Source organism: Wolbachia endosymbiont (group B) of Ennomos erosarius (assembly GCF_964026905.1).
Lineage (GTDB): Bacteria > Pseudomonadota > Alphaproteobacteria > Rickettsiales > Anaplasmataceae > Wolbachia.
Map to the genome: position 1 here is coordinate 953269 of NZ_OZ034708.1, position 26132 is coordinate 979400.

The window sequence follows — 26132 nt, forward strand, 5'->3', positions numbered from 1 at the left end:
TCTATTTTTAACTAAATACCCATCAAGCTTACCAAATTTTGTTTTATCGTGCTATCAATAATGCATTGAACCTTATCGTCATTGGTATTTTTTCCGTTATAATTTACATCAGGATAAGCAAGCACCTTTCCATCTTTTAGCACTACAGGCAAAGAATAGAAAACTTCAGGGCAGCAGTTGTAATCCTTCAGAAATTCAGGAACTTTTTGTGTTTTTTTTAATGGAGCGATAATAACTGAACACTCTTGATTTCCGAGTATTGTGCAGCTAAATCTGTTATCCCATTCAATGGGTTCATTTAAAGGTAGGTTTACGGTAATTTCTTGTATCCTTGACGATTCTCTAATTATTAAGATATTTTCTCCATATTTTCTTATTTTGCACCCAGAAAGTGTACAGTTAACATTACTATCCTTTTGCAATATTTTATTAAATATTACGATAAGACTGTTGTACCTTGGTTTATAATGTTTACTGGCAATTGCCATTATAGAGTAAAGAAGAAGCCTCAAGGCTATTTCCTCTGGTAATTGATAAAATTCACTTAGTTTAATTTCAATATAACCAAGATCATGAACATTAACACAGTCATTAAATGCAAGGCATGTGTAGTGCATCAACGCTTTTGCAGCTCTTTTCATATGAAGGGCTGTGAGGCATATTCGCTCTGTTAAAATCTCTTGATTGTTACTTGCTTTAAGTAAGTTACGGTATAAAGTTCGCCTGTATTTTAGGTTATAGTTGCTTCTATCTTCGATCCATTTTAACTGGTGAAGCTTAGCGTACTTTTCTATTTCACTACGACTAAAATTTAACAATGGCCTAAATATATAAATACCATTTAGGAAAGACTTATAGTCCATTGATGATAATCCATCTACGCCGCTACCTCGCTCTAATCTTAATAAGAACGTTTCTGCTTGATCATCTTTGTGATGAGCGACGAGCAAACATTTAACATTATTGTTTTTACACCACTCTACTAGTAATTTATACCGTGCTTTTCGTGCCTGTAACTGAATATTGCCTTTAATATTTTGCTTCTCCCAATTTAATATGAACGATTCCTTTGCTCCAAGTTCTTTTGCATAACTTACAACAAAATCAGCTTCTTTTTGAGACTCTGAACGTAACCCATGATTTACTGTTAATGCTATAGGAAGTGAAAGCTTGTTTTTTTTTGCCCAGTTATTCATTAAGTGCAGTAAGACTATACTATCTACACCACCTGATACTGCAACTGCAATTTGATTATGGAAAGCAAAGCTATTAGCTATATTTTGAAATAATAACTCTAATTCCATTATGTCTCTTGATGGCCAGATAGTCTCTACGTCATACAGCGACTTATTTGTGGTATATATAGATCCCGCTAACAAGCAACAAAATATGACAAGTTTGTCCTTTTTTGTCCACCCCAGTGCCCTTTCTTTATGTCATCCCAGTGCTTGACACTGGGATCCAGGTTTTAATCTATTTCTTTATTCCAGAAAATGAAAATTCCACTCTACGATTTTTAGCATGCTCTTTTTCATATTTAGAATTTCTAGAATCATCTTTTACATTAACCAAAGGCTCAGTTTCACCCTTAGAAGCAGTTTTTATTCTGTTTTCTATGTATGGTGTACAACTAACCATAAATTTTTTAGCTGCATCTGCCCTTTTAGCGCCTAGCGCAAGATTATATTCATGAGAACCACGGTTGTCAGTATGACCAGTTAAAATAACCTTCGCGTCAGGGTTATCTTGTAACACCTCCATTACGTCAAGTAATGCATCTGCACTTACTTCAGTAACACTAGATTCATCATAACCAAAGAAAACTCTTTTATCACCTATCTGCTTAACAACAGAATTCATTTTATTTGTTGTATTTGCTCCTTTTTTTGGGCAAGAACTTACACCAGTAAGTAGTAAACAAAAACAGCACATTATAACCAGTCTACTCCACATTACTAAACCTCCATAAATTTTAAATAGTGCGTAACTTTAATTTCAGTAGCTAATAATCTCTCCATATTGTAATATAGTCAAGAGAAATAAAGTACTAAATACTTTTTCTACAACCTTACAATTAATTTTCTTATAATATGCTGGACTCTGAGTAGAAAAATCCAATAAAGGAATAAGAAGTACAATTTTTTATTGTACTTTAAGCAAATATACTTTTAACTTTATTATTAATCTATTACGATATTAAATAGATGTTTTCTAAAATAATGAAAAAATTATGAAATCTTATAAGTTTTTAGAGGAAGTATTATATAGGGTAAAGAATATCGAAAATACGCTAAAAGTACTAAACCAAAGCCAATTAAATATAGAGGACAAAGTTGAACAAATGAGTCTTCTAGAAGAAATCAGACATGAAATTATCTCTCATGACGCAATAAAGGAATCATTAGCAGATGCTCTTGGTAACAAAAAAAGTGCAAATACTCAGCAGCTAAAGTTAATAGAGAGAATACATAAAAGCAACAGTGCTGTTCCTATTGATTTAGCAAAGTCTTTATCCAAAGCTAAGGTTGAATGCCAAAATTTATGGAAGCTATCTCATTCTGAAACCAGTAACTTAGAAAAACTAAAAGAACGTTTTACTGATTTAATCACACTCATTCGCGAAGTAGCTTCTATAAAATCGCAGCAATTAAAATGCTCAAAATACGACTCACTGCTTGCTGACTATGACTCTGATATCACAGAAAAGAATATAAGGGAAGTATTCCCCAAGGTAGGCAAATTTTTTAGCGAAAATGTGGATAAAATAATTGAAAAGCAGAAAAAGGATAAGGTTACTAATATACAAAAAGTTGCTACTCAGAAGCAGATTGAACTTGGCTCGTTATGTTTACAGCAAATGGGTATTGCACTAAATGAGATTCGTACTTCTTATTACTACCCTATAGATTATGATGAATCTGATTTTTGTTATGGTTTATTTTCACTTTTACGGCATAGTGGTTATGCAATTTATCAAAAATGTTTAGCGCAAAATTCTATAAGTAGCCCAATTACGAGACATGTTATGTATGAAACTCAAGGGTTATTTATGGAAAGGATGATTGGAACATCCAGAGAATTTATTGAGTTCATTCAACCACACATAAAAGAGAAATTTGCTATAAAAGGCAAAACTAATAGCAGTGTTGAAAATTTGCACTTGGTTTTCAATGAAATAAACCTTTCCTCTTCTTTAAAGAACGCAGATGAATTTAGTTTATTGGCTCACATTATGCTAAGAACCAAGTTAGAACAAGATCTAATAAATGGTACGTTAGAAATCAAAGATCTGCATGATGCATGGCTTGAAGGTATGAAGCATTATAAAATTCCAGTAAAAGCTAAAAATGAGCTGGACACTTATTTTCAAGATGAATATTGGGCAAGCGGTGTTATGGGCTACTTTCCTATAAAAATTATTGCTTTAATTGCTGCTGTGCAGATTTTCTCTTGCGTTAAAAAGAATCATTACGAATCATTAAGTGCTATAATAAAAGGAGATTTTAGTTTACTTATCAGTTGGTTATCTCAAAATGTATACAGTGCAAAGTATAGCCTTTTGGAACTGCTAAAAAAAGTAACAGGTAAGGGTTTAGACGTTGAGTGTGTTACTTACTACTTATCTGAAAAGTATAATTTATCTCAATAAAATGGTTTTCTTGAGTTATGTATGAATTTTGTTCGAAAATTGACCGGAAAGTTTTATAGCCTTTTTACTTTCAAAGGTTTGTTTGCTAGCGATATTGCCATAGACCTTGGTACTGCAAACACTTTAGTTTATCAGAAAAATCAGGGAATAGTGCTTGATGAGCCTTCAGTTGTAGCAAGAATAAAAGAAAAAGGAAGCTACGTTCCTTATGCTTTTGGTAAAAAAGCTAAAATGATGCTTGGAAAAACGCCTGGAGAGATAGAGGCGATAAGGCCCTTAAAAGATGGAGTCATTGCTGATTTTAAAAGTGCGGAAGAAATGCTAAAATATTTCATACGCAGTGCAAACACAAAATTCACTGTTAATAAACCTAATATTATCATATGCGTTCCATCTGGATCCACGCCAGTTGAAAGGCGTGCTATACAAGATGCAGCAGAAAGTGCTGGTGCAAATGAAGTGTTTTTAATTGAAGAACCAATGGCTGCAGCGATCGGAGCTGGGCTCCCGGTTACTGAACCTGAAGGTTCTATGATTGTTGATATAGGAGGCGGTACAACTGAAGTTGCAATTATTTCTTTAGGCGGAATTGTTTATTCACGTTCTGCCAGAGTAGGTGGCGATATTATGGATGAAGCAATAAAATTGTATATTCGTGAAAATCATAAGTTATTAATCGGTGAAACAACTGCTGAAAAAATTAAGAAAAGCATAGGTTCAGCCAGTCTGCCAGGTGAAAATAACAAAGAGGGAATGATAATTAAAGGCAGGGATTTAGTGAGTGGCATGCCAAAAGAAATGCTTTTATCAGAATATCAAGTTGCAGAAAGTTTAATAGAGCCTGTGCATCAGATAATTTCTGCTATTAAAACAGCATTGGAGAGCACTCCCCCCGAACTTTCTTCTGATATAGTCGATAGAGGAATAGTTTTATCCGGTGGTGGTGGATTATTACGTAATCTAGGTAAAGTTATCAGTGAAACAACAAAATTACCGGTTCGTGTTGCAGATGACCCACTTTGTTGTGTTGCCTTGGGTAGTGGAAAAGTGCTTGAAAACATGGACTACTTCAGTCATGTTTTATTTAAGCAAGATTAATCACGATTTTGGTTGTTGAAATTTTTCAATTTTAAGGTTCTCAAGAAATATTTCTTATTGTGAAATTGTGCATAAATTGCACTAACTCTTTCAATTTTCATATTGTCCTGTACAATATCTATAGCTAGAGTAATTAGATTTACCTGCAATTTGATAAGTGTAAAACTTGTCATTCCGCTACTTGTTAGCGCCGCGGCGGTATGACGTAGGCTGTGCTAGCTATATTTAATAAACTCGGATAACCATGCTAAAAGAATTTGAAATAGAACCTCTGCTAAAAGATAAAGCTCCGCACCAGACCAAGGCTGTTGTTGCAATGTCCGGTGGAGTTGATAGCTCCGTTGCTGCAGCACTGCTATATAACTTTGGGTACCAGGTGATAGGTGTGACTCTTCAACTCTATGGCACCGACGGTAATGCTAACGCAAGAAAAGGTGCATGTTGTGCTGGACAGGATATTTATGACGCTAAGCGCGTGGCTGAAAGTGTTGGCTTTCCTCACTATATTTTAAACTACGAGGAAATATTCAAAAAGGAAGTAATAGAGGATTTTGCAAGTACCTATATGCGTGGGGAAACTCCCATACCATGCGTAAGATGTAACCAAACGGTAAAATTTCGTGATCTATTGCAAGTTACAAAAAATCTTGGTGCGGATGTACTCGTAACAGGACATTACGTGAGAAGGTTAGAAAAAAATGGTGAGGTAAAGTTGTGCAGAAGCATTGATAAAAGTAAAGATCAAAGTTATTTTTTGTTTGCAACTACTGAGGAGCAGTTAAAGCTTTTGCGATTTCCACTAGGTGCGTTCTATAAAAATGATATAAGAAAATTAGCAAAGTATTTCAGCTTACAAATTTCTGAAAAGCCGGACAGTCAAGATATATGCTTTGTTTCCGAAAGCTATAGTAAAACAATAGCTAAATTAGCTCCACAATCTGTACAGAAAGGAAAAATTGTGGATGTGAATGGAAAAGTGCTAGGTGAGCATAGTGGCATAGTAAATTTTACAGTAGGGCAAAGAAAAGGCTTAGGTGTTGGGTACAGTGAACCTCTTTACGTGATAAAAATTAATACAGAAAATAATGAGGTTATAGTAGGTCCGATCAACGCATTAATGCAAAAAAAAATATTGATCAAAGAGTTAAATTGGTTAGAACAACCAAAAGAAGGTATGGAAGTAACTGTGAAGCTGAGATCATCACATGCTGGAAGTTTAGCAACAATACATTCAACTGACGAAAAAAATAAAGCCTGTGTCATTTTAAACGACGATTACTTTGGCGTCAGTCCAGGTCAAGCCTGTGTAGCGTATAAAGATGAGCAAGTTATTGGCGGCGGATGGATATGCTCTTAACTAAAAGCTTTAATGCAGAGTGTAAACATACAATAGACTTCTTGCATAACCATATAACATTGGGAATAGAAACGAAAAAACTTCCTTGACAAACTCCGCCAGCCCCCTTATCATGAAACTGAAGCTATTGTATTTGCTTTCGCCAATCTGCAGATTAAAAGGTAAGGATTACTTAATGTATCGGCGTCTTATGTTCAATTTTTTGCAGTATATAGATACTGTATGTCTTTACAAAACTTCATCTACATCTAGATTTTTATCTAAATAAGCTGAACGCGCTTATAAAGCGTTACAAGACATCAAAAAATGCCAATACTCGACAGAGATAGTATAAACGCGAATTCTGGATTAAGGAAGGAAGAAAGTATAGGAAATAGAAGGCTTTTTGGATTTGATGGAATAGGAAATGAGAGTAGAAAAGATATGAACCAAAAAATTAACAGGGGATCTATGGCGAGTGTGTTCAATTTCTAGTCTATTTTTTAGGTAACCAAAAACAGTCTCAATGATAGACCTTTTTCTCAGTAAAATCTTCTCATTTAGCGAAATCAATGCATTTTTCATACCTTTTTTCACCTTGGTAACAAGTTTCAAACCTCGGTCAAACAGCTTCTGAAAAAGCTCTTTTGCAATATAACCTTTGTCACCAAACAAAAGGCCGGTTAATTTTTCCGTCAGATTTGGCACAGGTATCCTATCATCAACATTGCCTTTTGTTAGCGTAAGTGAATGAATTTCACCATTTTCATTGATTACCATATGTAATTTGAAACCAAAAAACCAGCCGTAAGTACTCTTGCTTAATTTTGCAATTCCAGCAAAAACTTTGTTTTGGATATTCTTTTTGCATGACAAACTGCAATGGGAGTTGTGTCTATATATGAAATTCCAGTGTTTTCTGACTGTCCACAAAGCCAATGCAACAACATTGCTAAATGCCACAAAACCCTAGGCTTTAGAGCAACAAACCTGGTATATGAAGGCAACTTTGGAAACTCTGATTTGTAGAGCAACGTTAGGTAATGTAGATAGAAAGTTTTGAAATTTTTACACGGAGATTGTTGATATAGCAGGATTATTGTCATGATTTCGGAGTGCTCAATTTCCGTTGTTCTTGTGGGTTTTTTACCATTTGGCAGTAGTTTACCTGCAAAATTTTTCTCTATATCTCTGCAAAAATCATCGACCAAACAAAACAGTTTGTTATATCTTCCATGGTTAACCTCATCTGTTTTTTTATAACTGCTGAGTTTACCCTGTTTTCTTGCCTTTTCTATTCTCCTTTAATCCAGAATTCGCGTTAAATGCCACAAAACCCTAGGCTTTAGAGCAACAAACCTGGTATATGAAGGCAACTTTGGAAACTCTGATTTGTAGAGCAACGTTAGGTAATGTAGATAGAAAGTTTTGAAATTTTTACACGGAGATTGTTGATATAGCAGGATTATTGTCATGATTTCGAAGTGCTCAATTTCCGTTGTTCTTGTGGGTTTTTTACCATTTGGCAGTAGTTTACCTGCAAAATTTTTCTCTATATCTCTGCAAAAATCATCGACCAAACAAAACAGTTTTGTTATATCTTCCATGGTTAACCTCATCTATTTTTTTATAACTGCTGAGTTTACCCTGTTTTCTTGCCTTTTCTATTCTCCTTTAATCCAGAATTCGTGTTGTAAATGCTGATACTTGTGCTATCTATGATAATTTCAATATTTTCCATGTTGCTTTTATCAACCCTGCAATCATTTATCTTAATATTAAGTTTTTTAAACCTTCTTGATGCTTGTGAATAGCTGATAACTGCCAAATTTTTTCCTATTTGTTGCAGATATCCTTTTATAAACCCCACCGTTTGTCTTAAACCAATTCTAAAAAGATTGACAATTATATGCACCAAAATTACGACTTTATCACTGTAAATATAGTTGCCGCCCTGCATTTTTGGACTATTTTCATACCAATTTTCGATAGCTTCATCGATGTAACGAAAAATATTTCCCCTTTTTTCAAGGAATTTGTTATATTCGTTTTGGTTACTGACTTTCATTTTCTGTGGCATATTTTTTCTTCAACAGTTAAATGGTTATTTATAATGAATTTTGTCAGTAGCCACCAGATTTTTTCGGTTGCTATGCAACAAAGCCATTCCAGCGTCACGCGCTGGAATGACAAAAGCTGCTAATTTTTCATGTAAGTAATGGTTATGCAAGCAGTCTATTTTGTAACTAACAAAAGAGGACTTTGATTCGCATGTTTCTCACGCTTATTCTATTGTTTAACTATACTTTGAGCAATGTCTTCATAAATCTCTGCTAAATCTTCACTTAACATTAAAGGATTTCCGCAATCAGAAGCATGACATATTTGTGGATCTAGAGGAATTCTGCCTAGGAGTTTGATGCCCAGCTCCTCAGACATTTTTTTTGCGCCGTCTTTTCCAAATATGTATATTTCTGAGTCATTTTGAATGAAATAACTCATATTTTCCACAATTCCAATAACCGGTACGCTGAGCTTTTTAAGCATATCATAAATTTTGCGAGCATCGATTAAAGATAGCTCCTGTGGAGTTGAAACTATTATCGCCCCGGTTAAGTTAAAATTTTCCATCAGACTTAAATGCACATCGCCAGTTCCAGGTGGTGTATCAACTATCAAATACTCTATATCGGACCATTTTGTTCCCATGAGCAGATTATAAAGTGCTTTTGTGATCATAGGTCCGCGCCATATTGCTGCACGATCCTTGTCAACAAAATAGCCGATTGAAATAGTATGCAGTCCATACTTTTCTATAGGTATTGCTTTTCCACCCTGTATTTCTGGCTTTAATTTTTCAGTGCCAAGCATTTTAGGAATTGAAGGACCATATATATCTGCATCAACCAGCGCAACTTTATGTTTCAACTTTGCTAATGAGAGAGCAAGATTTAGCGCAACTGTGGACTTGCCCACACCGCCTTTACCAGAGGCCACAACGATTATATTTTTCACTCCTTCGATATGTAATTTAGCTTTTTGTTGCCCAGTTTGTTTTTGACCAGTAGCAACCACGATCACTTTTGTCACCCCCGGTATAGCTTTAACAGCTTGCTCACAATTTCTTCTTAATTCTTCGTTTGCTTGCGTGTTACCGGCAACTTCAAGCACAAAACCAATGTCCCCGCCTTTAATAATGATTGAGGATATTATGCCAAGAGCGATCACATCTTTACCGCTTTTTTGCTCTATGACTTTTTTTAAGTTCTCTCTTACAATTTCTTCGTTGATCATTAGACCTCTTACATAGCAGATCCCAGTGCGGAACATTTGTTTCGAAAACAGTATGTTAAATGTTATAGCAGGTTTTGCCTAGAACACAAGCCAAGTAGCGTGACACTCAAACAGGGTCGGAGGTAAAATCCCTGACCCTGAAAACGCTGGTGTTAGTTTTTCTCATCCACTGCAAATCTTACTATTACCCACAAATATGGGGTTCATGAGCAAGTCTCCATCCTTCTGCTAGATCAAAGAGACGTCTCCATCCTTTCCAAAGAGTAATTGGTCCTGGTTTTTGGTCGCTTTTTCTTGCTAAATAACCTCCAAGTTGAGCAATCCACGAAACGGCTTCTTTTATAGTAGGGGCTATACTTGGACATGGTTTTTTGTGTATTTTAACATATAAAACTTTCCATTCTTCCTCAGCTAATAAGCCAGTACATGGTAATGTTGGGTTAATTCTTGCAATTGATGTAATAAAGAAAATTCTCCAAGCAATAATGCTCATGACTGTTAAATACCTCATTAATCTTTCTGCTGTTCCAAGCCTACATTCCTCAACTTTGAGACCAGATTTTAAAATCTTATGCAATATCTCTATTTTCCATCTCAAACAATACCAACTAACTTTTTCAACAGCTTCTTCAAAAGTACTGACCGAAAGATTTGTTAAAAGCATCCACTCTAGCGGACTTGCTCCTGGAGGAGAATTTCTTTCAACAACATGAATTGCGTGAAGTTGTAGACTGAATAATGCTGTCGGTTTATATTTTATGTGACCTTCTTTACATTTTATATGGCTTTCATGTGGACTCATCATAAATTTTCCGAATCTAATTTCTAGAAATGCTGTCCTTTTTTGCTTATTATCTCTAGCAGGGATTTCAACTTCTACTTTTCCAGTGCAAGAAAGGCCTTGGATAAATGACCATAATTTTTGCTTATTCCTGGTATGCATAAATTTTTTATTTACATTTCTGTTGTGACGAGCTCTTACTAAAATTGCTGAGTTAAGATTATGTGCAAGTTCAAAAAAATCATGTATATCTGCTTCTCTGTCACATACAGTTATAACCTCGGTTTGGGTCGGATCTATAATATTATTTGTTTTCTTTAAGCTTTCTAGCCATTTCATACTTTCTTTATCCTCAATATGAACGTTACTACGATGGCTCTTTAGTCTTTTTTCTTCTTCAGAAATTGGTGGCCTCGAGTAAATCTTTTGATCCAATATTCCCAGTACCAAACCTTCCGTACTAACAACGCGAATTCTGGATTAAAGGAGAATAGAAAAGGCAAGAAAACAGGGTAACCTCATCTATTAATCCAGAATTCGCGTTTTTATGAGCTTTTGTTCTTTCAACTGTTTTATCAATGTGTGAAGCTAGAATATCAACTTCTTTTACGTTCTCATTTTGAAAAAAACGATATGCAGCTTTTGCTTCTGACCAACTTCCGCATGCCTCATTAATTGAGCTCTCAGGTAAACCTATCACACTATCAGCAATATTCACTAATCTGTCAGTCAATCTTTTATCTCCAAGTAAAGCATCTCCAAATTCATTTTTAGCCCATTCATTACTCTCGTTTGCCATTTTTATACCCTCAATATTTGCAAACTCTAATATTGTAATACTTTATTTATAAGTACATCTATATTTGTGGGTAATAGTAAGGTTCAGGATAGCGGCAAGGTAGTATAAACGCGAATTCTGGATTAAGGAAGGAAGAAAGTATAGGAAATAGAAGGCTTTTTGGATTTGATGGAATAGGAAATGAGAGTAGAAAAGATATGAACCAAAAAATTAACAGGGGATCTATGGCGAGTGTGTTCAATTTCTAGTCTATTTTTTAGGTAACCAAAAACAGTCTCAATGATAGACCTTTTTCTCAGTAAAATCTTCTCATTTAGCGAAATCAATGCATTTTTCATACCTTTTTTCACCTTGGTAACAAGTTTCAAACCTCGGTCAAACAGCTTCTGAAAAAGCTCTTTTGCAATATAACCTTTGTCACCAAACAAAAGGCCGGTTAATTTTTCCGTCAGATTTGGCACAGGTATCCTATCATCAACATTGCCTTTTGTTAGCGTAAGTGAATGAATTTCACCATTTTCATTGATTACCATATGTAATTTGAAACCAAAAAACCAGCCGTAAGTACTCTTGCTTAATTTTGCAATTCCAGCAAAAACTTTGTTTTGGATATTCTTTTTGCATGACAAACTGCAATGGGAGTTGTGTCTATATATGAAATTCCAGTGTTTTCTGACTGTCCACAAAGCCAATGCAACAACATTGCTAAATGCCACAAAACCCTAGGCTTTAGAGCAACAAACCTGGTATATGAAGGCAACTTTGGAAACTCTGATTTGTAGAGCAACGTTAGGTAATGTAGATAGAAAGTTTTGAAATTTTTACACGGAGATTGTTGATATAGCAGGATTATTGTCATGATTTCGGAGTGCTCAATTTCCGTTGTTCTTGTGGGTTTTTTACCATTTGGCAGTAGTTTACCTGCAAAATTTTTCTCTATATCTCTGCAAAAATCATCGACCAAACAAAACAGTTTGTTATATCTTCCATGGTTAACCTCATCTGTTTTTTTATAACTGCTGAGTTTACCCTGTTTTCTTGCCTTTTCTATTCTCCTTTAATCCAGAATTCGCGTTTTAAACGCTTGACAAGAGAAATTTAGCTGCTTTTAATTGCAACTAACTTACGCTGCAAATGTTTAAGAAATTTACTAAGCAGAAAAAAAGACAAAGAATCCCCGAGTTAGCTAGTCTTTTACTATCTCTGTCGAGTATTGGCATTTTTTGATGTCTTGTAACGCTTTATAAGCGCGTTCAGCTTATTTAGATAAAAATCTAGATGTAGATGAAGTTTTGTAAAGACATACAGTATCTATATACTGCAAAAATTGAACATAAGACGCCGATACATTAAGTAATCCTTACCTTTTAATCTGCAGATTGGCGAAAGCAAATACAATAGCTTCAGTTTCATGATAAGGGGGCTGGCGGAGGGTGTCAAGCAAGTTTTTGTTTCTATTGAATGACAGTTGTGACCTATGCAAGAAGTCTGTTGTAGTTTGTACGATATCTTTATAAAATAGTTTGCATAAGGTATCTAGCAGTGCAACTAAACAAATACAAAAATCAAAACGTTGCGGTTTTTGGTCTTGGTAAAACTGGTTTATCCGTCATTAACGCTCTAATAAAGAGTGGTGCAAGAATATATGCATGGGATGATCATGAAGAGCAAATAGCAAATGCAAAAATGATGTATAAAAAATGTAATTTTATTCATCCCAAGGAATACAATTGGCATGAGATCAGTGCATTGGTTTTAAGCCCTGGAGTGCCAATAGAGCCACATTGGATAGTAAAACTTGCAAGAAGTTTTGATTGCAAAATAAAATCAGACATTGAGCTATTTCTTGAAGCTAAAACTACAAACCAGAAGGTAATAGGCGTCACAGGAACAAATGGTAAATCAACCACTACATCACTAATAGGGCACATATTAAAATCTGCAGGGAAAAAAGTAGCTATTGGTGGAAATTTAGGCGTTCCTGTTTTGGATCTAGAAAGAGATGCAGAAATTTATGTAATTGAATTTTCCTCTTTTCAATTGGAGTTGATGAATGAAATTAACGTGGACATTTCAGTACTGCTTAATATTACACCAGACCACATAGATAGGCATGGAAGTATGGAGAATTACATAGCAACTAAATTAAAACTGATAAACGGTAGTGAGGTTGCCGTGATAGGATGTGACAATGAGATTACCGCTGATATATTCAACAAATTCACTGGAAACAAAATTCCAATCTCAGTAACATATTCCCCGGTGTCATTCCAGCCACCCTCTTTGTCATCCCAGTGCTTGACTACTCGGATCCAGAAGATCTCGTTAAAACTAGAGAGTCATAGCTTATCAGTAAGCGACGTGAAAATAAACCTAATATCCAACGCAGAAAACATAGCAGCCGCATATGCCGTATGTAAGCTACTTGGAGTAGATAGCAACACTATTATCAATGGAATCAAGTCCTTTTCAGGACTGAGGCATAGGAATGAACTGCTTGGCAAAATAAGAAATGTGTTTTTCGTGAACGATAGCAAAGCAACTAATGCAAAGTCGAGCGAAAAGGCGATCTTATCTTATGAAAACATAAATTGGATCGTTGGTGGAAGAAGCAAAAAAGGTGGAATAGAATCATTAAGCAAGCATTTCACAAGGATTGGAAAAGCTTTTCTTATTGGGGAATCAACCGAAGCCTTTGCAAACACTATGGAGAATAAAGTAGATTTCGTGAAATGTTGCAATTTGAAAAACGCACTTAAACTAGCTTTTGAAGAGGCCTTAAATAGTGCAGAAGAAGTAACAATATTACTTTCTCCCGCGTGTGCTTCTTTTGATCAATGGAAAAATTTCGAGGAACGTGGTGAAGCATTTTGTAGAATGTTTGAAAATCTCAGGTACAATCACACATGATGTTTAGTATAATGTTGCGTGGAACAAGATGAAATAAAGTTAATAATAGATAAGCTAATTAGGGTTATTCCATTTGAAGGGATAAGCGATGAAACCCTATTAAAGGTGTGCACTGACCTTAATCTAGCTAATAGCTTTTGCAAATTTCAGAATGGAATATATAGCGCTTTGGAGTACATAGCAGAGGACTTAAATAGCTCAATGGAAGCTGAATTAAGAAATTCTAATTTAGAAGATATGAAAGTGCGAGAGCGAGTAAAGTTAGCTATTCAAATACGCCTTTCAAACTACGCTAAGCTACCGAATTATAGAGAACTTTTAAAAAATGTTTTATCATTCTCCGTATCACCAAAAAATACATATTTTTCTAGTAAACTTTTATACAGAACTATTAGTGCGATTTGGTATGGCATTCATGACCAATCAACAGATTTTAACTACTATACAAAAAGAGCAATATTAGCTGGAGTGTACTTAAGTACGATACTTTTTTTTATCAATGATTATTCAGAAGATTTTGCGGATACTTTATCGTTTCTTGATAAACGTATCAACAATGTCATGACATTTCAAAAATTCAAAACTCGCTTAAAAGGAATCATAGGAAATTTCTTATAAGCTTTTCATCATACTGGTTATTCATATTTATATTCTCTTGTTTTTTTTGATCTTTATGTTAAAATAGCTTAATATTTATTAACGATAAAATGAAAGTTATTTATCATACCAATGGTAATATCAAGCCAGAAGAAAATACAAAACACGTGATAAACTTTTTTGGAGTACTTGGATGTATTAAGGTTAATGCTCGTAGTAAAAATCCACCTAAGGAGCAAGAAAGTAAGTTAGTTAAGCATTATTTTGACTATCCTTATTTTTCTAGAATTGTTAATCCAGAATTCTTTAAAAAAGAATTGAATGATGAAGAAAGAAAATTCAATAGAAGAATAGTATCACTATGGTTATGTTCTGCTATATTTTCTACTGCTTCTATTGTATCGTTATACTTGGCATACCAGAATCAAAAATCAAAAAAGGTACTTACAAGGTTAGCTTTTGCATCAGTAGTGCTATCAATTTTGGCTACCATATGTTTTATCGTATTTTGCCTATGGATGCTTTTTGACTTTGTTAAGAAAAGGTTCGTTGTACATAGAATCAAAAGCTTTTTGGAAAATGAAGTTAGCCCTGAGTGGATAAAGCGTTACAAAAAAGAACTTGTAGGTGACGATAAGGAAGTGGATGCAGAAGCTCACGATCAAGAGTTAGGAGAAAATAAAGATATAGAAGATATCGTGGAGTTTCTCTTGGAAAGAAAGAAAATTGTAGCGCTATATGAATTTCTAACAAACGGTGAAAAGTTAGTTCAAGCTGGAATGGCAATGGTAAACATGTTGCTTGTAAAAGGTGTGCATCCGAACGATATAATTTTGGATACTAACTCTCTTGGAGGAGGAATTGCAGCAGAAGTTTTAAAAAGGTTTGAAAAGCAAGGGATTTATTTAACGCTAATTCATAGTAATTCTTATAGCTCACTTAAGGATGCAACTAATAACTTTCCTCATGGGATAGGGAATTTTTTCATGAGACGGCTTCCTGCAAAATTCTTGAATTTTTGGTTTAATCGTTGCGGATTGGAATTTAATTCACGAGAGATTATAGAGAATACAAAATGCCCCGTATTAATTGCTGGCAGGAAAGGCGATACTGTAATTCCACAGGAAGCACAACTCGTTGGTAAACTTCCAGATTCATCCACATCTGACACATCTGAATGGTTTAGATGGAATATAGTACTTGAACACGATCCTCTAAACGCGAATTCTGGATTAAAGGAGAATAGAAAAGGCAAGAAAACAGGGTAAACTCAGCAGTTATAAAAAAACAGATGAGGTTAACCATGGAAGATATAACAAACTGTTTTGTTTGGTCGATGATTTTTGCAGAGATATAGAGAAAAATTTTGCAGGTAAACTACTGCCAAATGGTAAAAAACCCACAAGAACAACGGAAATTGAGCACTCCGAAATCATGACAATAATCCTGCTATATCAACAATCTCCGTGTAAAAATTTCAAAACTTTCTATCTACATTACCTAACGTTGCTCTACAAATCAGAGTTTCCAAAGTTGCCTTCATATACCAGGTTTGTTGCTCTAAAGCCTAGGGTTTTGTGGCATTTAGCAATGTTGTTGCATTGGCTTTGTGGACAGTCAGAAAACACTGGAATTTCATATATAGACACAACTCCCATTGCAGTTTGTCATGCAAAAAGAATATCCAAAAACAAAGTTTTTGCTGGAATTGCAAAATTAAGCAAGAGTACTTACGGCTGGTTTTTTGGTTTCAAATTACATATGGTAATCAATGAAAATGGTGAAATTCATTCACTTACGCTAACAAAAGGCAATGTTGATGATAGGATACCTGTGCCAAATCTGACGGAAAAATTAACCGGCCTTTTGTTTGGTGACAAAGGTTATATTGCAAAAGAGCTTTTTCAGAAGCTGTTTGACCGAGGTTTGAAACTTGTTACCAAGGTGAAAAAAGGTATGAAAAATGCATTGATTTCGCTAAATGAGAAGATTTTACTGAGAAAAAGGTCTATCATTGAGACTGTTTTTGGTTACCTAAAAAATAGACTAGAAATTGAACACACTCGCCATAGATCCCCTGTTAATTTTTTGGTTCATATCTTTTCTACTCTCATTTCCTATTCCATCAAATCCAAAAAGCCTTCTATTTCCTATACTTTCTTCCTTCCTTAATCCAGAATTCGCGTTTATAGATGATGCTAAAAATGGAGACAAAACTAGTAGTAAAATAAGTAAAAAGCTTTTCATATCAATTATTTAAACTCAATTGTGTTATAAATATATTAATAGCGAAAAAAGAAAAACAAGGTTTAATTTTCTTTTTTATTTGCGATTTATCTATTAATTAACCGTGAAAGGTTACGTGTAATGCTCCTTCACATAATTATCAATAATTGCCTTAAATTCTTCAGAGACATTATCACCTTGTAAAGTTTTGAAATATTTGCCGTTTTTGTAGACTGCTGAAACAGGTTTTTCTCCATATCCAGGCAAGCTGATTCCCAAATTTGCGTGTTTGCTTTCTCCAGGACCATTTACTATGCATCCCATAACAGCAATGGTCATATGCTCTACACCTGGATTTTTTTTCTTCCACATCGGCATATGAGTTTTTATATAGCCATTCACCTCTTCAGTTAATATACGAAAACGATCGCTACTCGTGCGCCCACAACCAGGACATGAATTAACCTGAGGGTTAAAGTGTCGCAAGCCTATAGACTGCAATATTTCCTGACACACCACCACTTCATTAGTACGCGATTCACCAGGACGTTGAGTCAAAGAAGCCCGTATGGTATCTCCAATGCCATTTTGCAATAAATAAGTAAGCCCTGCTGTAGTATTTACCACACCTTTATTGCCCATACCAGCTTCAGTTAAACCCAAATGCAGCACATAATTGGAAGATTTTGCAAGTGCCGTATAAACTAAAATTAAATCTTGTACTTTGCTAACTTTACATGAAATGATTATTTTGTTTGAATTTAGACCAATTTCTTCAGCTTTTTTTGCACTATCAAGAGCAGACATCACAAGTGCTTGGCGCAGTATAACATCAGAAGGCCTTGAATTACTAAGCGAAGAGTTTTCATCCATCAGTTTTTGTAAAAGGTATTTATCAAGACTACCCCAATTTACCCCAATTCTAACAGGAAGATCGTGCATTATTGCATACTCTATAACCCTTTCAAACTTCTCATCACGTTTGTGGCCAAAGCCTATATTGCCTGGATTGATTCTAATTTTACTCAGCATTTTGATGTTGTCTGGATAATCTTGAACTAATTTATCTAGCTCATACTGACCACAGCCTACCAATATTTTACCGTCAAAACCTTCTTTATTTATCTCTTCTACTATATAAGGTATTGCTCTTGCTACCTCCTCTGAATTCAAAGCAATCCGTACTAACTCTGAACCTGCACGTGCTAGTTCTGTTATCTCTTTTGCATAATGTTTTGCGCTACTTTTTATATTATCAGAATCTATATGCACGCCAAGCGCCATAGATTGTACAACTACAGGATTATTTCCACCTATCTTTACTTTTCCAACTTCTACAACATGAGTTTTGTGCCTGGAAATCGGCGATAATTCATATGCATCATCATTCAATATTAGGTCTTTATCTAGCATATTATTAATTGTGATACTATTTTACTGTGTCAGCTACACTGCCAAATGAACTCGAACCATTCAAACTATAAGCATCTACGTTATCCAAATTAGCAATAGAATCATGTGAACATGTTCTTTTTGATGGAGTTTTTTTTATAGTGATATTCATAGGAGAAACTTTTTTTTCTCGTGTTGAAGTAATTTTTTTTCCTTCTTGTTCATGCTGCTCACTTTCATACTGCTTATTTTCATACTGGGAAACTGGCTCTTGATCTATAAATACAGCACCCCTTAAACGCGCGATATTAATACCATGCTGATTTATCATAGCGCTCTCTTCATCGTCGACTATGCAAGCTTCCATGTCATTTGGCTCATTATCAAGACTAGCATTTTTTTTCTCTTTTAATTTTTTGATTAGATCTTCTTTATTTATAGCTCGATCTTGTGACTTTTTTTTCTTGAGCAATTCCCTACGCTTTTCATACAGTTTATATGACTCAGCAAAATCCTCATCTGTATGAAAGTTTGCACCACCAGGATTACCAGGAGGTATGTATTTCTTACTGAGCTTTACCTTAGACTTAGCTTCAGCACTATGCACAGTAAAAAAGCTAGAAACCAAAAACATTAATATAAACAAAACTTTAGAAAAAATCCTAAGCATATGGTGCTATAGTAAATATCGTGTTTTAAAAGATAGCAATTAACAAACTTTAAGTAAACCAGAATCTTTACTAACTTTACAATAATATGTCACAAATATTTTTCTAAAAAGTGATATGTTTGCTATCAAAAAACCTACATACGCGAATTCTGGATTAAAGGAGAATAGAAAAGGCAAGAAAACAGGGTAAACTCAGCAGTTATAAAAAAACAGATGAGGTTAACCATGGAAGATATAACAAACTGTTTTGTTTGGTCGATGATTTTTGCAGAGATATAGAGAAAAATTTTGCAGGTAAACTACTGCCAAATGGTAAAAAACCCACAAGAACAACGGAAATTGAGCACTCCGAAATCATGACAATAATCCTGCTATATCAACAATCTCCGTGTAAAAATTTCAAAACTTTCTATCTACATTACCTAACGTTGCTCTACAAATCAGAGTTTCCAAAGTTGCCTTCATATACCAGGTTTGTTGCTCTAAAGCCTAGGGTTTTGTGGCATTTAGCAATGTTGTTGCATTGGCTTTGTGGACAGTCAGAAAACACTGGAATTTCATATATAGACACAACTCCCATTGCAGTTTGTCATGCAAAAAGAATATCCAAAACAAAGTTTTTGCTGGAATTGCAAAATTAAGCAAGAGTACTTACGGCTGGTTTTTTGGTTTCAAATTACATATGGTAATCAATGAAAATGGTGAAATTCATTCACTTACGCTAACAAAAGGCAATGTTGATGATAGGATACCTGTGCCAAATCTGACGGAAAAATTAACCGGCCTTTTGTTTGGTGACAAAGGTTATATTGCAAAAGAGCTTTTTCAGAAGCTGTTTGACCGAGGTTTGAAACTTGTTACCAAGGTGAAAAAAGGTATGAAAAATGCATTGATTTCGCTAAATGAGAAGATTTTACTGAGAAAAAGGTCTATCATTGAGACTGTTTTTGGTTACCTAAAAAATAGACTAGAAATTGAACACACTCGCCATAGATCCCCTGTTAATTTTTTGGTTCATATCTTTTCTACTCTCATTTCCTATTCCATCAAATCCAAAAAGCCTTCTATTTCCTATACTTTCTTCCTTCCTTAATCCAGAATTCGCGTTACATAGGCTAAGAGAAGAGTAAGGTGTTACAAGCTATGTAACACCTTCTTAAGAAGAGTGTTATGCAGCTATATAGTTTCCACTTTTAAGTTATTCTGTAGTTTTTCAGTACCATCGGTAGTATCTACATTACTAAGTTTTGCTTTTGGTGTATCTTGATCAAGCGAGTTCTTTTCTTTCTCCCTCTCAAGCTTAACTCCCTGATAGATGCAGAATGCAACAAAACAAGTTATCGCTGTTACAGCAACAGCAGTGGCTATGGTACAAATTAGTAGTGTTTTTTCTTGTTCTCCTACTGCTTCTGTAAGTGTTTCCACTTTTTCTTGCAGGCCGTTTAAGTGCTCTTGCATACCTTGAAACTGCTCAGTACCAATCTTTTCTTTTAATGCACTAAATACCTCTTCAAACTGTTTAGCATCAATCTTTTGAGCTTCTTGCCATTCTTTTAATGCACTAAATACCTTTTGAAACTGCTCAGCATCAATCTGTTGACTTCCCTGCAATGCTGTTATATCTGACTTATCAAAGCCAAGTACCCATTTAGTTACACTCATTTTTACCCCCTAGTTAATTAATATATTATAATTTTACATTCCCAATGTTTAAATTATTATTAAATTAACTGTCATTATGTATTGACCTTTTAATAATTTTGTTTGACTTGCTTTTTGAAAGTGCGGAAACTTAAATTAAGGTATTTACAAGGTTGCAAAAAAAGAAGCCCTGTTATTCAACCAATATCTCTCTCTTCCCTGAGTAATTTGGAGCGCTGATAATACCTTCCTTTTCCATTCTTTCAACGATGTTTGCAGCTCTGTTATAGCCTATTCTAAGTTGTCGTTGAATGTAACTGGTTGAAACTTTTTGATCTCTTTGAATGATGGCCACTGCTTGGTTGTAAAGGTCGTTTTCTTCATCCTCTGTTTCACCTTCTGATTCCACAGAAGAATTTTCATCTTCTTTGGTGATTTCCTCCATGTAATTCGGCTCACCTTGCATTTTCAGATGATCAACTATATCTTGCACCTCATTATCACTTACAAATGGGCCGTGAACTCGAATGATCTTACCACCAGAGGCCATATAGAGCATATCACCCATGCCGAGCAATTGTTCAGCCCCTTGTTCGCCAAGTATTGTGCGGCTATCTATCTTAGAAGTAACAGCAAAACTGATTCTTGTTGGAAAGTTTGCCTTTATCACACCTGTTATCACATCCACGGATGGACGTTGTGTTGCCATTATGATGTGTATTCCTGCAGCACGAGCCATCTGAGCTAAACGTTGAATAGAGCACTCTATTTCTTTACCGGCAACAAGCATTAGATCTGCCATTTCATCCACGATCACTACAATATATGGAAATGTCTCCATCTTGATTGGTATTTTTTCAAACAAAGGTTTGCCTGTTGTTGAATTAAAGCCAATCTGCACAACGCGCTCCAATTCTATTCCAATATTCATCGCTTCTGTGATTTTCTGATTATAGTTTATTACGTTGCGTACATTCAAATACGACATCATGCGATAACGATTTTCCATTTCTTTCACTATCCACTTAAGAGCGACTACAGCCTTTTTTGGCTCTGTTACCACTGGCGTTATTAGATGCGGTATTGCATCATATATCGAAAGCTCAAGCATTTTGGGGTCGATCATTATCATCTTACATTCATCAGGACTTAATCGATAAACGAGTGAAAGAATCATAGTGTTAATCGCAACTGATTTACCCGACCCTGTGGTTCCAGCAACAAGCAAGTGGGGCATTTTAGTCAGATCTGCAATAACTGGTTTTCCGCTTATTTCCTTGCCAAGCGCAATTGGAAGATTTAAGTTTGCATTCTGGTATTCTGGGGATTCAAGCAAATCACGCAGCATTACAATTTCTCGTTCCTTGTTTGGCAACTCTATTCCCATAGCATTTTGCCCACGAATTATTGAAATACGTGCAGAGAGTGCACTCATTGAACGTGCAATATCATCTGCAAGGCCAATCACTCTTGCAGATTTCGTGCCAGCTTGTGGTTCAAGTTTGTATAAAGTCACAACCGGCCCATAGCATACACTGATAATTTTTCCTTGCACGCCAAAATCACTCAGGACTTGTTCCAGCAGAGATAAATTTTTATTGCTCTCCATTTTATTCAGCTGCTTTCTCTGCAAAGACTCCTCTGCTTTAGAAAGTAAATGAATGCTTGGAAACTCGAACTCACTGGAAGGTTTAAAAATTTCTTCGGTCTGTCTTTTTCTTGGTTGTTGTTTAGTAATTCTATGTTTTTCTTCTACTACTAATGGTGCAACTGAATATTCAGAAGTTTTATGTGATCTGAAGAATGGAACATTTACAAATAAGCAAGCTATTTTTTTACATAAGAAGAATAGAGAGTAAATTGTTCTCTTCCAACCAACCGATCCTATAAGACCTATTGATGTTACTATCACAAATACATAAAACGGGCAGTTATTAATTAGTGCATTCCCTATTATTCCACTGTGTCTGTACCTTGCAGTGATGCCTAGCGAAAGTTGTGGTAGTATAGCACATATCCCTAAATTGATTAATATTAAATAGAGAATTTTTAGCAGCCTTTTTGATGGCCTGAAGATCAACAAGTAAACTATGGTTGTAGCTATTGTAACACTAGTTAATCCAAGAAATTGAACCAATATATCAGCTAAATATGAACTTACTATTCCACCTAAATTTGTCACTTCCTCATTTGTAGCTGTGTTTAAGGAAGGATCTTTATAGTTGTAGCTAAAAACTGATATATATATATATATTAAGAGTGATAGATATACTGCTGCTTTTAGATATCTTTTTAGCATCTACTTAAAAGTAGTAATTCATTGTATATTGTACAAAGCGAATTGCTATTAGCAATATCATTATAGATAAATCTAATCCGTTGAACGGTGGTATGTATCTTCTGATAATTTTTAGTGGTGGATAAGTCAACTGATTCAAGGTGCGCATTATGCGATTGACAGTATCATTATACACGTTCACTATATTAAGCCTAATCAGCAAATCTAGGATAATCCAACATATTAGAATGAAGCTATAAAAATCAAGTAACGTGTTGAGTAGATATATGATTGGATGCATAGCTTTGCTTTAATTGACTATATTGCACTTGTATTACATGAAAGGTTAAAAATCAAGTCTTGTAGCAATTATACACTTTTATGGCATTACAGGTATAAATGATAAATTACCAGTATTTTTATTAACAGATATATCTACAATTTTTGAGCTTGGATCTTTTGCTGTTTCGTAAAATTGTTCAGCTTTTTTTAACATTAATGTTGCATCTGCAAGCATAACATAAGTGTAAAAACTGTCTGGAACAATCAAAAAATCTTCAATATATTGATCGTATGAATAAAGGTTTACAGCCAACTCTAGTGTCTTACAAATTTCTTCAGAGGTTAAATTAGCAACTCCTGTATCGGGGCAAAAGCCAACTGCCCCTTCATTAGGATCAAAAAATATATATTTACTATTTTCTGCTTTATACACCAACATAGAATGTGCAGAGCTTACGTTATAATCATTATTATCTATGGGGTAATCGCTATCACTATTGGAGGTGTAATAGGAATTATCAGTACCATTCTTTTTACAGTAAGTACCACAAGCAAAGATAAATTCTAAGTAGCGTTCTGTTCCTACATCCTTTAAAACGCGAATTCTGGATTAAGGAAGGAAGAAAGTATAGGAAATAGAAGGCTTTTTGGATTTGATGGAATAGGAAATGAGAGTAGAAAAGATATGAACCAAAAAATTAACAGGGGATCTATGGCGAGTGTGTTCAATTTCTAGTCTATTTTTTAGGTAACCAAAAACAGTCTCAATGATAGACCTTTTTCTCAGTAAAATCTTCTCATTTAGCGAAATCAATGCATTTTTCATACCTTTTTTCACCTTGGTAACAAGTTTCAAACCTCGGTCAAACAGCTTCTGAAAAAGCTCTTTTGCAATATAACCTTTGTCACCAAACAAAAGGCCGGTTAATTTTTCCGTCAGATTTGGCACAGGTATCCTATCATCAACATTGCCTTTTGTTAGCGTAAGTGAATGAATTTCACCATTTTCATTGATTACCATATGTAATTTGAAACCAAAAAACCAGCCGTAAGTACTCTTGCTTAATTTTGCAATTCCAGCAAAAACTTTGTTTTTGGATATTCTTTTTGCATGACAAACTGCAATGGGAGTTGTGTCTATATATGAAATTCCAGTGTTTTCTGACTGTCCACAAAGCCAATGCAACAACATTGCTAAATGCCACAAAACCCTAGGCTTTAGAGCAACAAACCTGGTATATGAAGGCAACTTTGGAAACTCTGATTTGTAGAGCAACGTTAGGTAATGTAGATAGAAAGTTTTGAAATTTTTACACGGAGATTGTTGATATAGCAGGATTATTGTCATGATTTCGGAGTGCTCAATTTCCGTTGTTCTTGTGGGTTTTTTACCATTTGGCAGTAGTTTACCTGCAAAATTTTTCTCTATATCTCTGCAAAAATCATCGACCAAACAAAACAGTTTGTTATATCTTCCATGGTTAACCTCATCTGTTTTTTTATAACTGCTGAGTTTACCCTGTTTTCTTGCCTTTTCTATTCTCCTTTAATCCAGAATTCGCGTTTTGAGATACCGCGAATGAATCGCGGTATGACGGTGTAGATGATGGTTAAGTATCCCGCTACGTGTTAGCGGGATCTAGAGATACCGTGACGGTATGACAAGGGAGAACAGTTGCTACGTGTTAGCGGCCGAGATACCGCGGCGGTATGACGTAGGACTGCTGTCATGCAAGTAGCTGACACTGAAATGACAAGAGAAAGAGGCTACTGGGATGATAGGAGAAGGGGCTACTTAGATGACAGAAGAATGGGACGACAGGAACGGAGACCCTTTCCTGACGGACTTAAATCACAATTATCAGCTGTTACAAAAAACGCCAAAAATAATTGCCTTTTAATTTAGGTTATGCAAGAAGTCTAATAATTTCACTATATACTTGATTGTTGTCTTTAGCTTCAATTTCAGTGATAACACTGCACCTAACGGGCTCTTCTATGGCTATTTCCTGAAACCCTTTTCTGACCTTATTGTAAAAATTAACATCCATTTCTTCATATTTATTCTTGTCTTTTGCTCTATTTAACCCAACTTTAACATCAATATCTAGAATGAATGTAATATCTGGATATTTAATTTTCACTAGCTTATGTAAGTCCCTTATTAGCCCTAAGTCAACTCCAAACCCATATCCTTGGTATGCAATAGTTGAATCAATAAACCGATCACAAATCACTATTTTTCCTTCTGCAAGAGCTGGTAATATTAATTTTTTCATATGTTCGCGCCTCATCGAGATAAGTAGCAAGAGTTCAGAAATAGGATCAATATTATTTGTTAACAACACTCCTCTTATCTTTTCTGCAAAATCAGTGCCACCTGGTTCTCGAGTCAATACTACGTTATTTTCGCCTTGAATTTGCTTAAAATGATTTGCAAGTAGCTTAGATTGTGTTGTTTTACCAGAGCCGTCTATTCCTTCGAAAGTTATGAACATAAGTTTTATAATTATAATACTAAAAAAGAATATGCAAACAGTATACATAGAAACCGTTTGACATTTAAATAATAAGACCGTAAATTACATATGGTATAATAATAGTCTATGGTTGCTCTGAATACTCCTAAAGTCGATTTTAGTTTTACTGCAAAAGATTTTAATCTTTTGGGAGTAGACAATAAATACTATACATTAAGTGACTGTTGTGGAAAAAATGGTCTTATTGTAATGTTTATATGCAATCACTGTCCTTACGTTCAGTCAATTATTAGCAATTTGGTAAGCGATGTTGATCAATTGAAAAAAGATTATCAGGTAAACACCATTGCAATAATGCCAAATGATGTAAATGAATATCCAGAAGATTCCTTTGAAAATATGATTAATTTTGCCAAGGAAAATAAGTTTACATTTCCATATTTAATTGATAGTACACAGAAAATAGCTAAAGAATACGGGGCTGTTTGCACTCCTGACTTTTTTGGCTTTAATTCCAATTTAAACCTTTGCTATCGTGGACGTTTTAACGACACAAAAAAAGAAAAGGTTCAAAGCTATGAAGTAGGAAGTAGTGACTTATCTCAAGCTATGAAATTTATTGCAGAAACTGGTAATTTTCCAATTGACCAAAAATCAAGTATTGGCTGCTCAATTAAATGGTCTAATTCTACAGGTTAA

21 protein-coding genes and 5 pseudogenes are annotated in these 26132 nt (G+C 34.9%); 10 read left to right on the plus strand and 16 right to left on the minus strand.

All coding sequences use genetic code 11. The features are described from left to right. Positions 1-11: 11 nt before the first annotated feature. Positions 12-1304 (minus strand): tRNA lysidine(34) synthetase TilS, encoded by a 1293-nt coding sequence (gene tilS / locus AAGD95_RS05020; protein ID WP_341818357.1) that lies wholly within the window; start codon positions 1302-1304, stop codon positions 12-14. Between the two features lie 169 nt (positions 1305-1473). After that, positions 1474-1953, minus strand: a complete 480-nt coding sequence (locus AAGD95_RS05025) for an OmpA family protein (protein ID WP_265026544.1) — start codon at positions 1951-1953, stop codon at positions 1474-1476. 277 nt (positions 1954-2230) lie between these two features. Between AAGD95_RS05025 and AAGD95_RS05030 the strand changes: the two genes are divergently transcribed. From AAGD95_RS05030 to mnmA, 3 genes are all read left to right on the plus strand, one after another. After that, positions 2231-3649: a carboxypeptidase gene (locus AAGD95_RS05030; protein WP_341818358.1), complete on the plus strand. Its 1419-nt coding sequence runs from the start codon at positions 2231-2233 to the stop codon at positions 3647-3649. Between the two features lie 21 nt (positions 3650-3670). Continuing rightward, the gene (locus tag AAGD95_RS05035) at positions 3671-4747 is read left to right on the plus strand and encodes a rod shape-determining protein (protein WP_341818359.1); all 1077 of its coding nucleotides are present in this window, start codon (positions 3671-3673) and stop codon (positions 4745-4747) included. Positions 4748-4991: 244 nt separating this feature from the next. Then, positions 4992-6104 carry a tRNA 2-thiouridine(34) synthase MnmA gene (mnmA, locus tag AAGD95_RS05040; RefSeq protein ID WP_341818360.1) on the plus strand — a complete coding sequence of 371 codons (1113 nt, stop codon included), beginning with the start codon at positions 4992-4994 and terminating at the stop codon, positions 6102-6104. A gap of 348 nt (positions 6105-6452) precedes the next feature. Here the strand turns inward: mnmA and AAGD95_RS05045 are convergent. The 6 genes and pseudogenes from AAGD95_RS05045 to AAGD95_RS05070 form a co-directional block, all read right to left on the minus strand. Further along, a pseudogene (locus AAGD95_RS05045) lies at positions 6453-7303 on the minus strand (IS982 family transposase). 90 nt (positions 7304-7393) lie between these two features. Then, a pseudogene (locus AAGD95_RS05050) lies at positions 7394-7690 on the minus strand (IS982 family transposase); the annotation flags it as partial. Positions 7691-7725: 35 nt separating this feature from the next. Further along, positions 7726-8163 carry a transposase gene (locus AAGD95_RS05055; protein ID WP_341818361.1) on the minus strand — a complete coding sequence of 146 codons (438 nt, stop codon included), beginning with the start codon at positions 8161-8163 and terminating at the stop codon, positions 7726-7728. 209 nt (positions 8164-8372) lie between these two features. Further along, complete coding sequence (locus tag AAGD95_RS05060; RefSeq protein WP_341818362.1) at positions 8373-9377, minus strand: Mrp/NBP35 family ATP-binding protein; 1005 nt, start codon at positions 9375-9377, stop codon at positions 8373-8375. Between the two features lie 184 nt (positions 9378-9561). Beyond that, positions 9562-10957 (minus strand): annotated as a pseudogene (locus tag AAGD95_RS05065) (IS4 family transposase); the annotation flags it as partial. A 122-nt stretch (positions 10958-11079) separates the two neighbouring features. Continuing rightward, positions 11080-11930 (minus strand): annotated as a pseudogene (locus tag AAGD95_RS05070) (IS982 family transposase). A gap of 545 nt (positions 11931-12475) precedes the next feature. Between AAGD95_RS05070 and murD the strand changes: the two are divergent. From murD to AAGD95_RS05090, 4 genes are all read left to right on the plus strand, one after another. Then, positions 12476-13867 carry a UDP-N-acetylmuramoyl-L-alanine--D-glutamate ligase gene (murD, locus tag AAGD95_RS05075; RefSeq protein WP_341818844.1) on the plus strand — a complete coding sequence of 464 codons (1392 nt, stop codon included), beginning with the start codon at positions 12476-12478 and terminating at the stop codon, positions 13865-13867. An 18-nt stretch (positions 13868-13885) separates the two neighbouring features. Next, positions 13886-14485: a COQ9 family protein gene (locus AAGD95_RS05080; RefSeq protein WP_341818363.1), complete on the plus strand. Its 600-nt coding sequence runs from the start codon at positions 13886-13888 to the stop codon at positions 14483-14485. 146 nt (positions 14486-14631) lie between these two features. Beyond that, positions 14632-15732 carry a hypothetical protein gene (locus tag AAGD95_RS05085; protein ID WP_341818364.1) on the plus strand — a complete coding sequence of 367 codons (1101 nt, stop codon included), beginning with the start codon at positions 14632-14634 and terminating at the stop codon, positions 15730-15732. A gap of 52 nt (positions 15733-15784) precedes the next feature. After that, positions 15785-16636, plus strand: coding sequence for an IS982 family transposase (locus AAGD95_RS05090; RefSeq protein ID WP_410542088.1), 852 nt, complete (start codon positions 15785-15787; stop codon positions 16634-16636). A 186-nt stretch (positions 16637-16822) separates the two neighbouring features. On the opposite strand, the gene ispG is transcribed toward AAGD95_RS05090, so the two are convergent. Together ispG and AAGD95_RS05100 are read right to left on the minus strand one after the other, a co-directional pair. Further along, complete coding sequence (gene ispG / locus AAGD95_RS05095; protein ID WP_341818365.1) at positions 16823-18103, minus strand: flavodoxin-dependent (E)-4-hydroxy-3-methylbut-2-enyl-diphosphate synthase; 1281 nt, start codon at positions 18101-18103, stop codon at positions 16823-16825. 16 nt (positions 18104-18119) lie between these two features. Continuing rightward, positions 18120-18752 (minus strand): TRP75-related protein, encoded by a 633-nt coding sequence (locus AAGD95_RS05100; RefSeq protein ID WP_341818366.1) that lies wholly within the window; start codon positions 18750-18752, stop codon positions 18120-18122. A 242-nt stretch (positions 18753-18994) separates the two neighbouring features. Here AAGD95_RS05100 and AAGD95_RS05105 point away from each other — a divergent pair. After that, positions 18995-19845, plus strand: a pseudogene (locus tag AAGD95_RS05105) (IS982 family transposase). An 83-nt stretch (positions 19846-19928) separates the two neighbouring features. Here AAGD95_RS05105 and AAGD95_RS05110 read toward each other — a convergent pair. The 5 genes from AAGD95_RS05110 to AAGD95_RS05130 form a co-directional block, all read right to left on the minus strand. Continuing rightward, positions 19929-20414 carry a hypothetical protein gene (locus AAGD95_RS05110; RefSeq protein WP_341818367.1) on the minus strand — a complete coding sequence of 162 codons (486 nt, stop codon included), beginning with the start codon at positions 20412-20414 and terminating at the stop codon, positions 19929-19931. Positions 20415-20586: 172 nt separating this feature from the next. Continuing rightward, positions 20587-22692, minus strand: coding sequence for an FtsK/SpoIIIE family DNA translocase (locus AAGD95_RS05115; RefSeq protein WP_341818368.1), 2106 nt, complete (start codon positions 22690-22692; stop codon positions 20587-20589). Positions 22693-22696: 4 nt separating this feature from the next. Beyond that, positions 22697-22972, minus strand: coding sequence for a YggT family protein (locus tag AAGD95_RS05120; protein ID WP_341818369.1), 276 nt, complete (start codon positions 22970-22972; stop codon positions 22697-22699). A gap of 78 nt (positions 22973-23050) precedes the next feature. After that, entirely contained in the window at positions 23051-23386 is a 336-nt protein-coding gene (locus AAGD95_RS05125) for a hypothetical protein (RefSeq protein WP_341818370.1), read from the minus strand. Positions 23387-23563: 177 nt separating this feature from the next. Beyond that, a complete protein-coding gene (locus AAGD95_RS05130) occupies positions 23564-24415 on the minus strand; it encodes an IS982 family transposase (protein ID WP_410542088.1) in 852 nt (283 codons plus the stop codon). Between the two features lie 15 nt (positions 24416-24430). Here AAGD95_RS05130 and AAGD95_RS05135 point away from each other — a divergent pair, with 15 nt between their 5' ends. Beyond that, positions 24431-24556 (plus strand): hypothetical protein, encoded by a 126-nt coding sequence (locus AAGD95_RS05135; protein WP_341818371.1) that lies wholly within the window; start codon positions 24431-24433, stop codon positions 24554-24556. Between the two features lie 304 nt (positions 24557-24860). On the opposite strand, the gene tmk is transcribed toward AAGD95_RS05135, so the two are convergent. After that, positions 24861-25451: a dTMP kinase gene (tmk, locus tag AAGD95_RS05140; RefSeq protein ID WP_265034877.1), complete on the minus strand. Its 591-nt coding sequence runs from the start codon at positions 25449-25451 to the stop codon at positions 24861-24863. Positions 25452-25559: 108 nt separating this feature from the next. Here tmk and AAGD95_RS05145 point away from each other — a divergent pair, with 108 nt between their 5' ends. Beyond that, positions 25560-26132, plus strand: a complete 573-nt coding sequence (locus tag AAGD95_RS05145; protein ID WP_341818372.1) for a thioredoxin family protein — start codon at positions 25560-25562, stop codon at positions 26130-26132.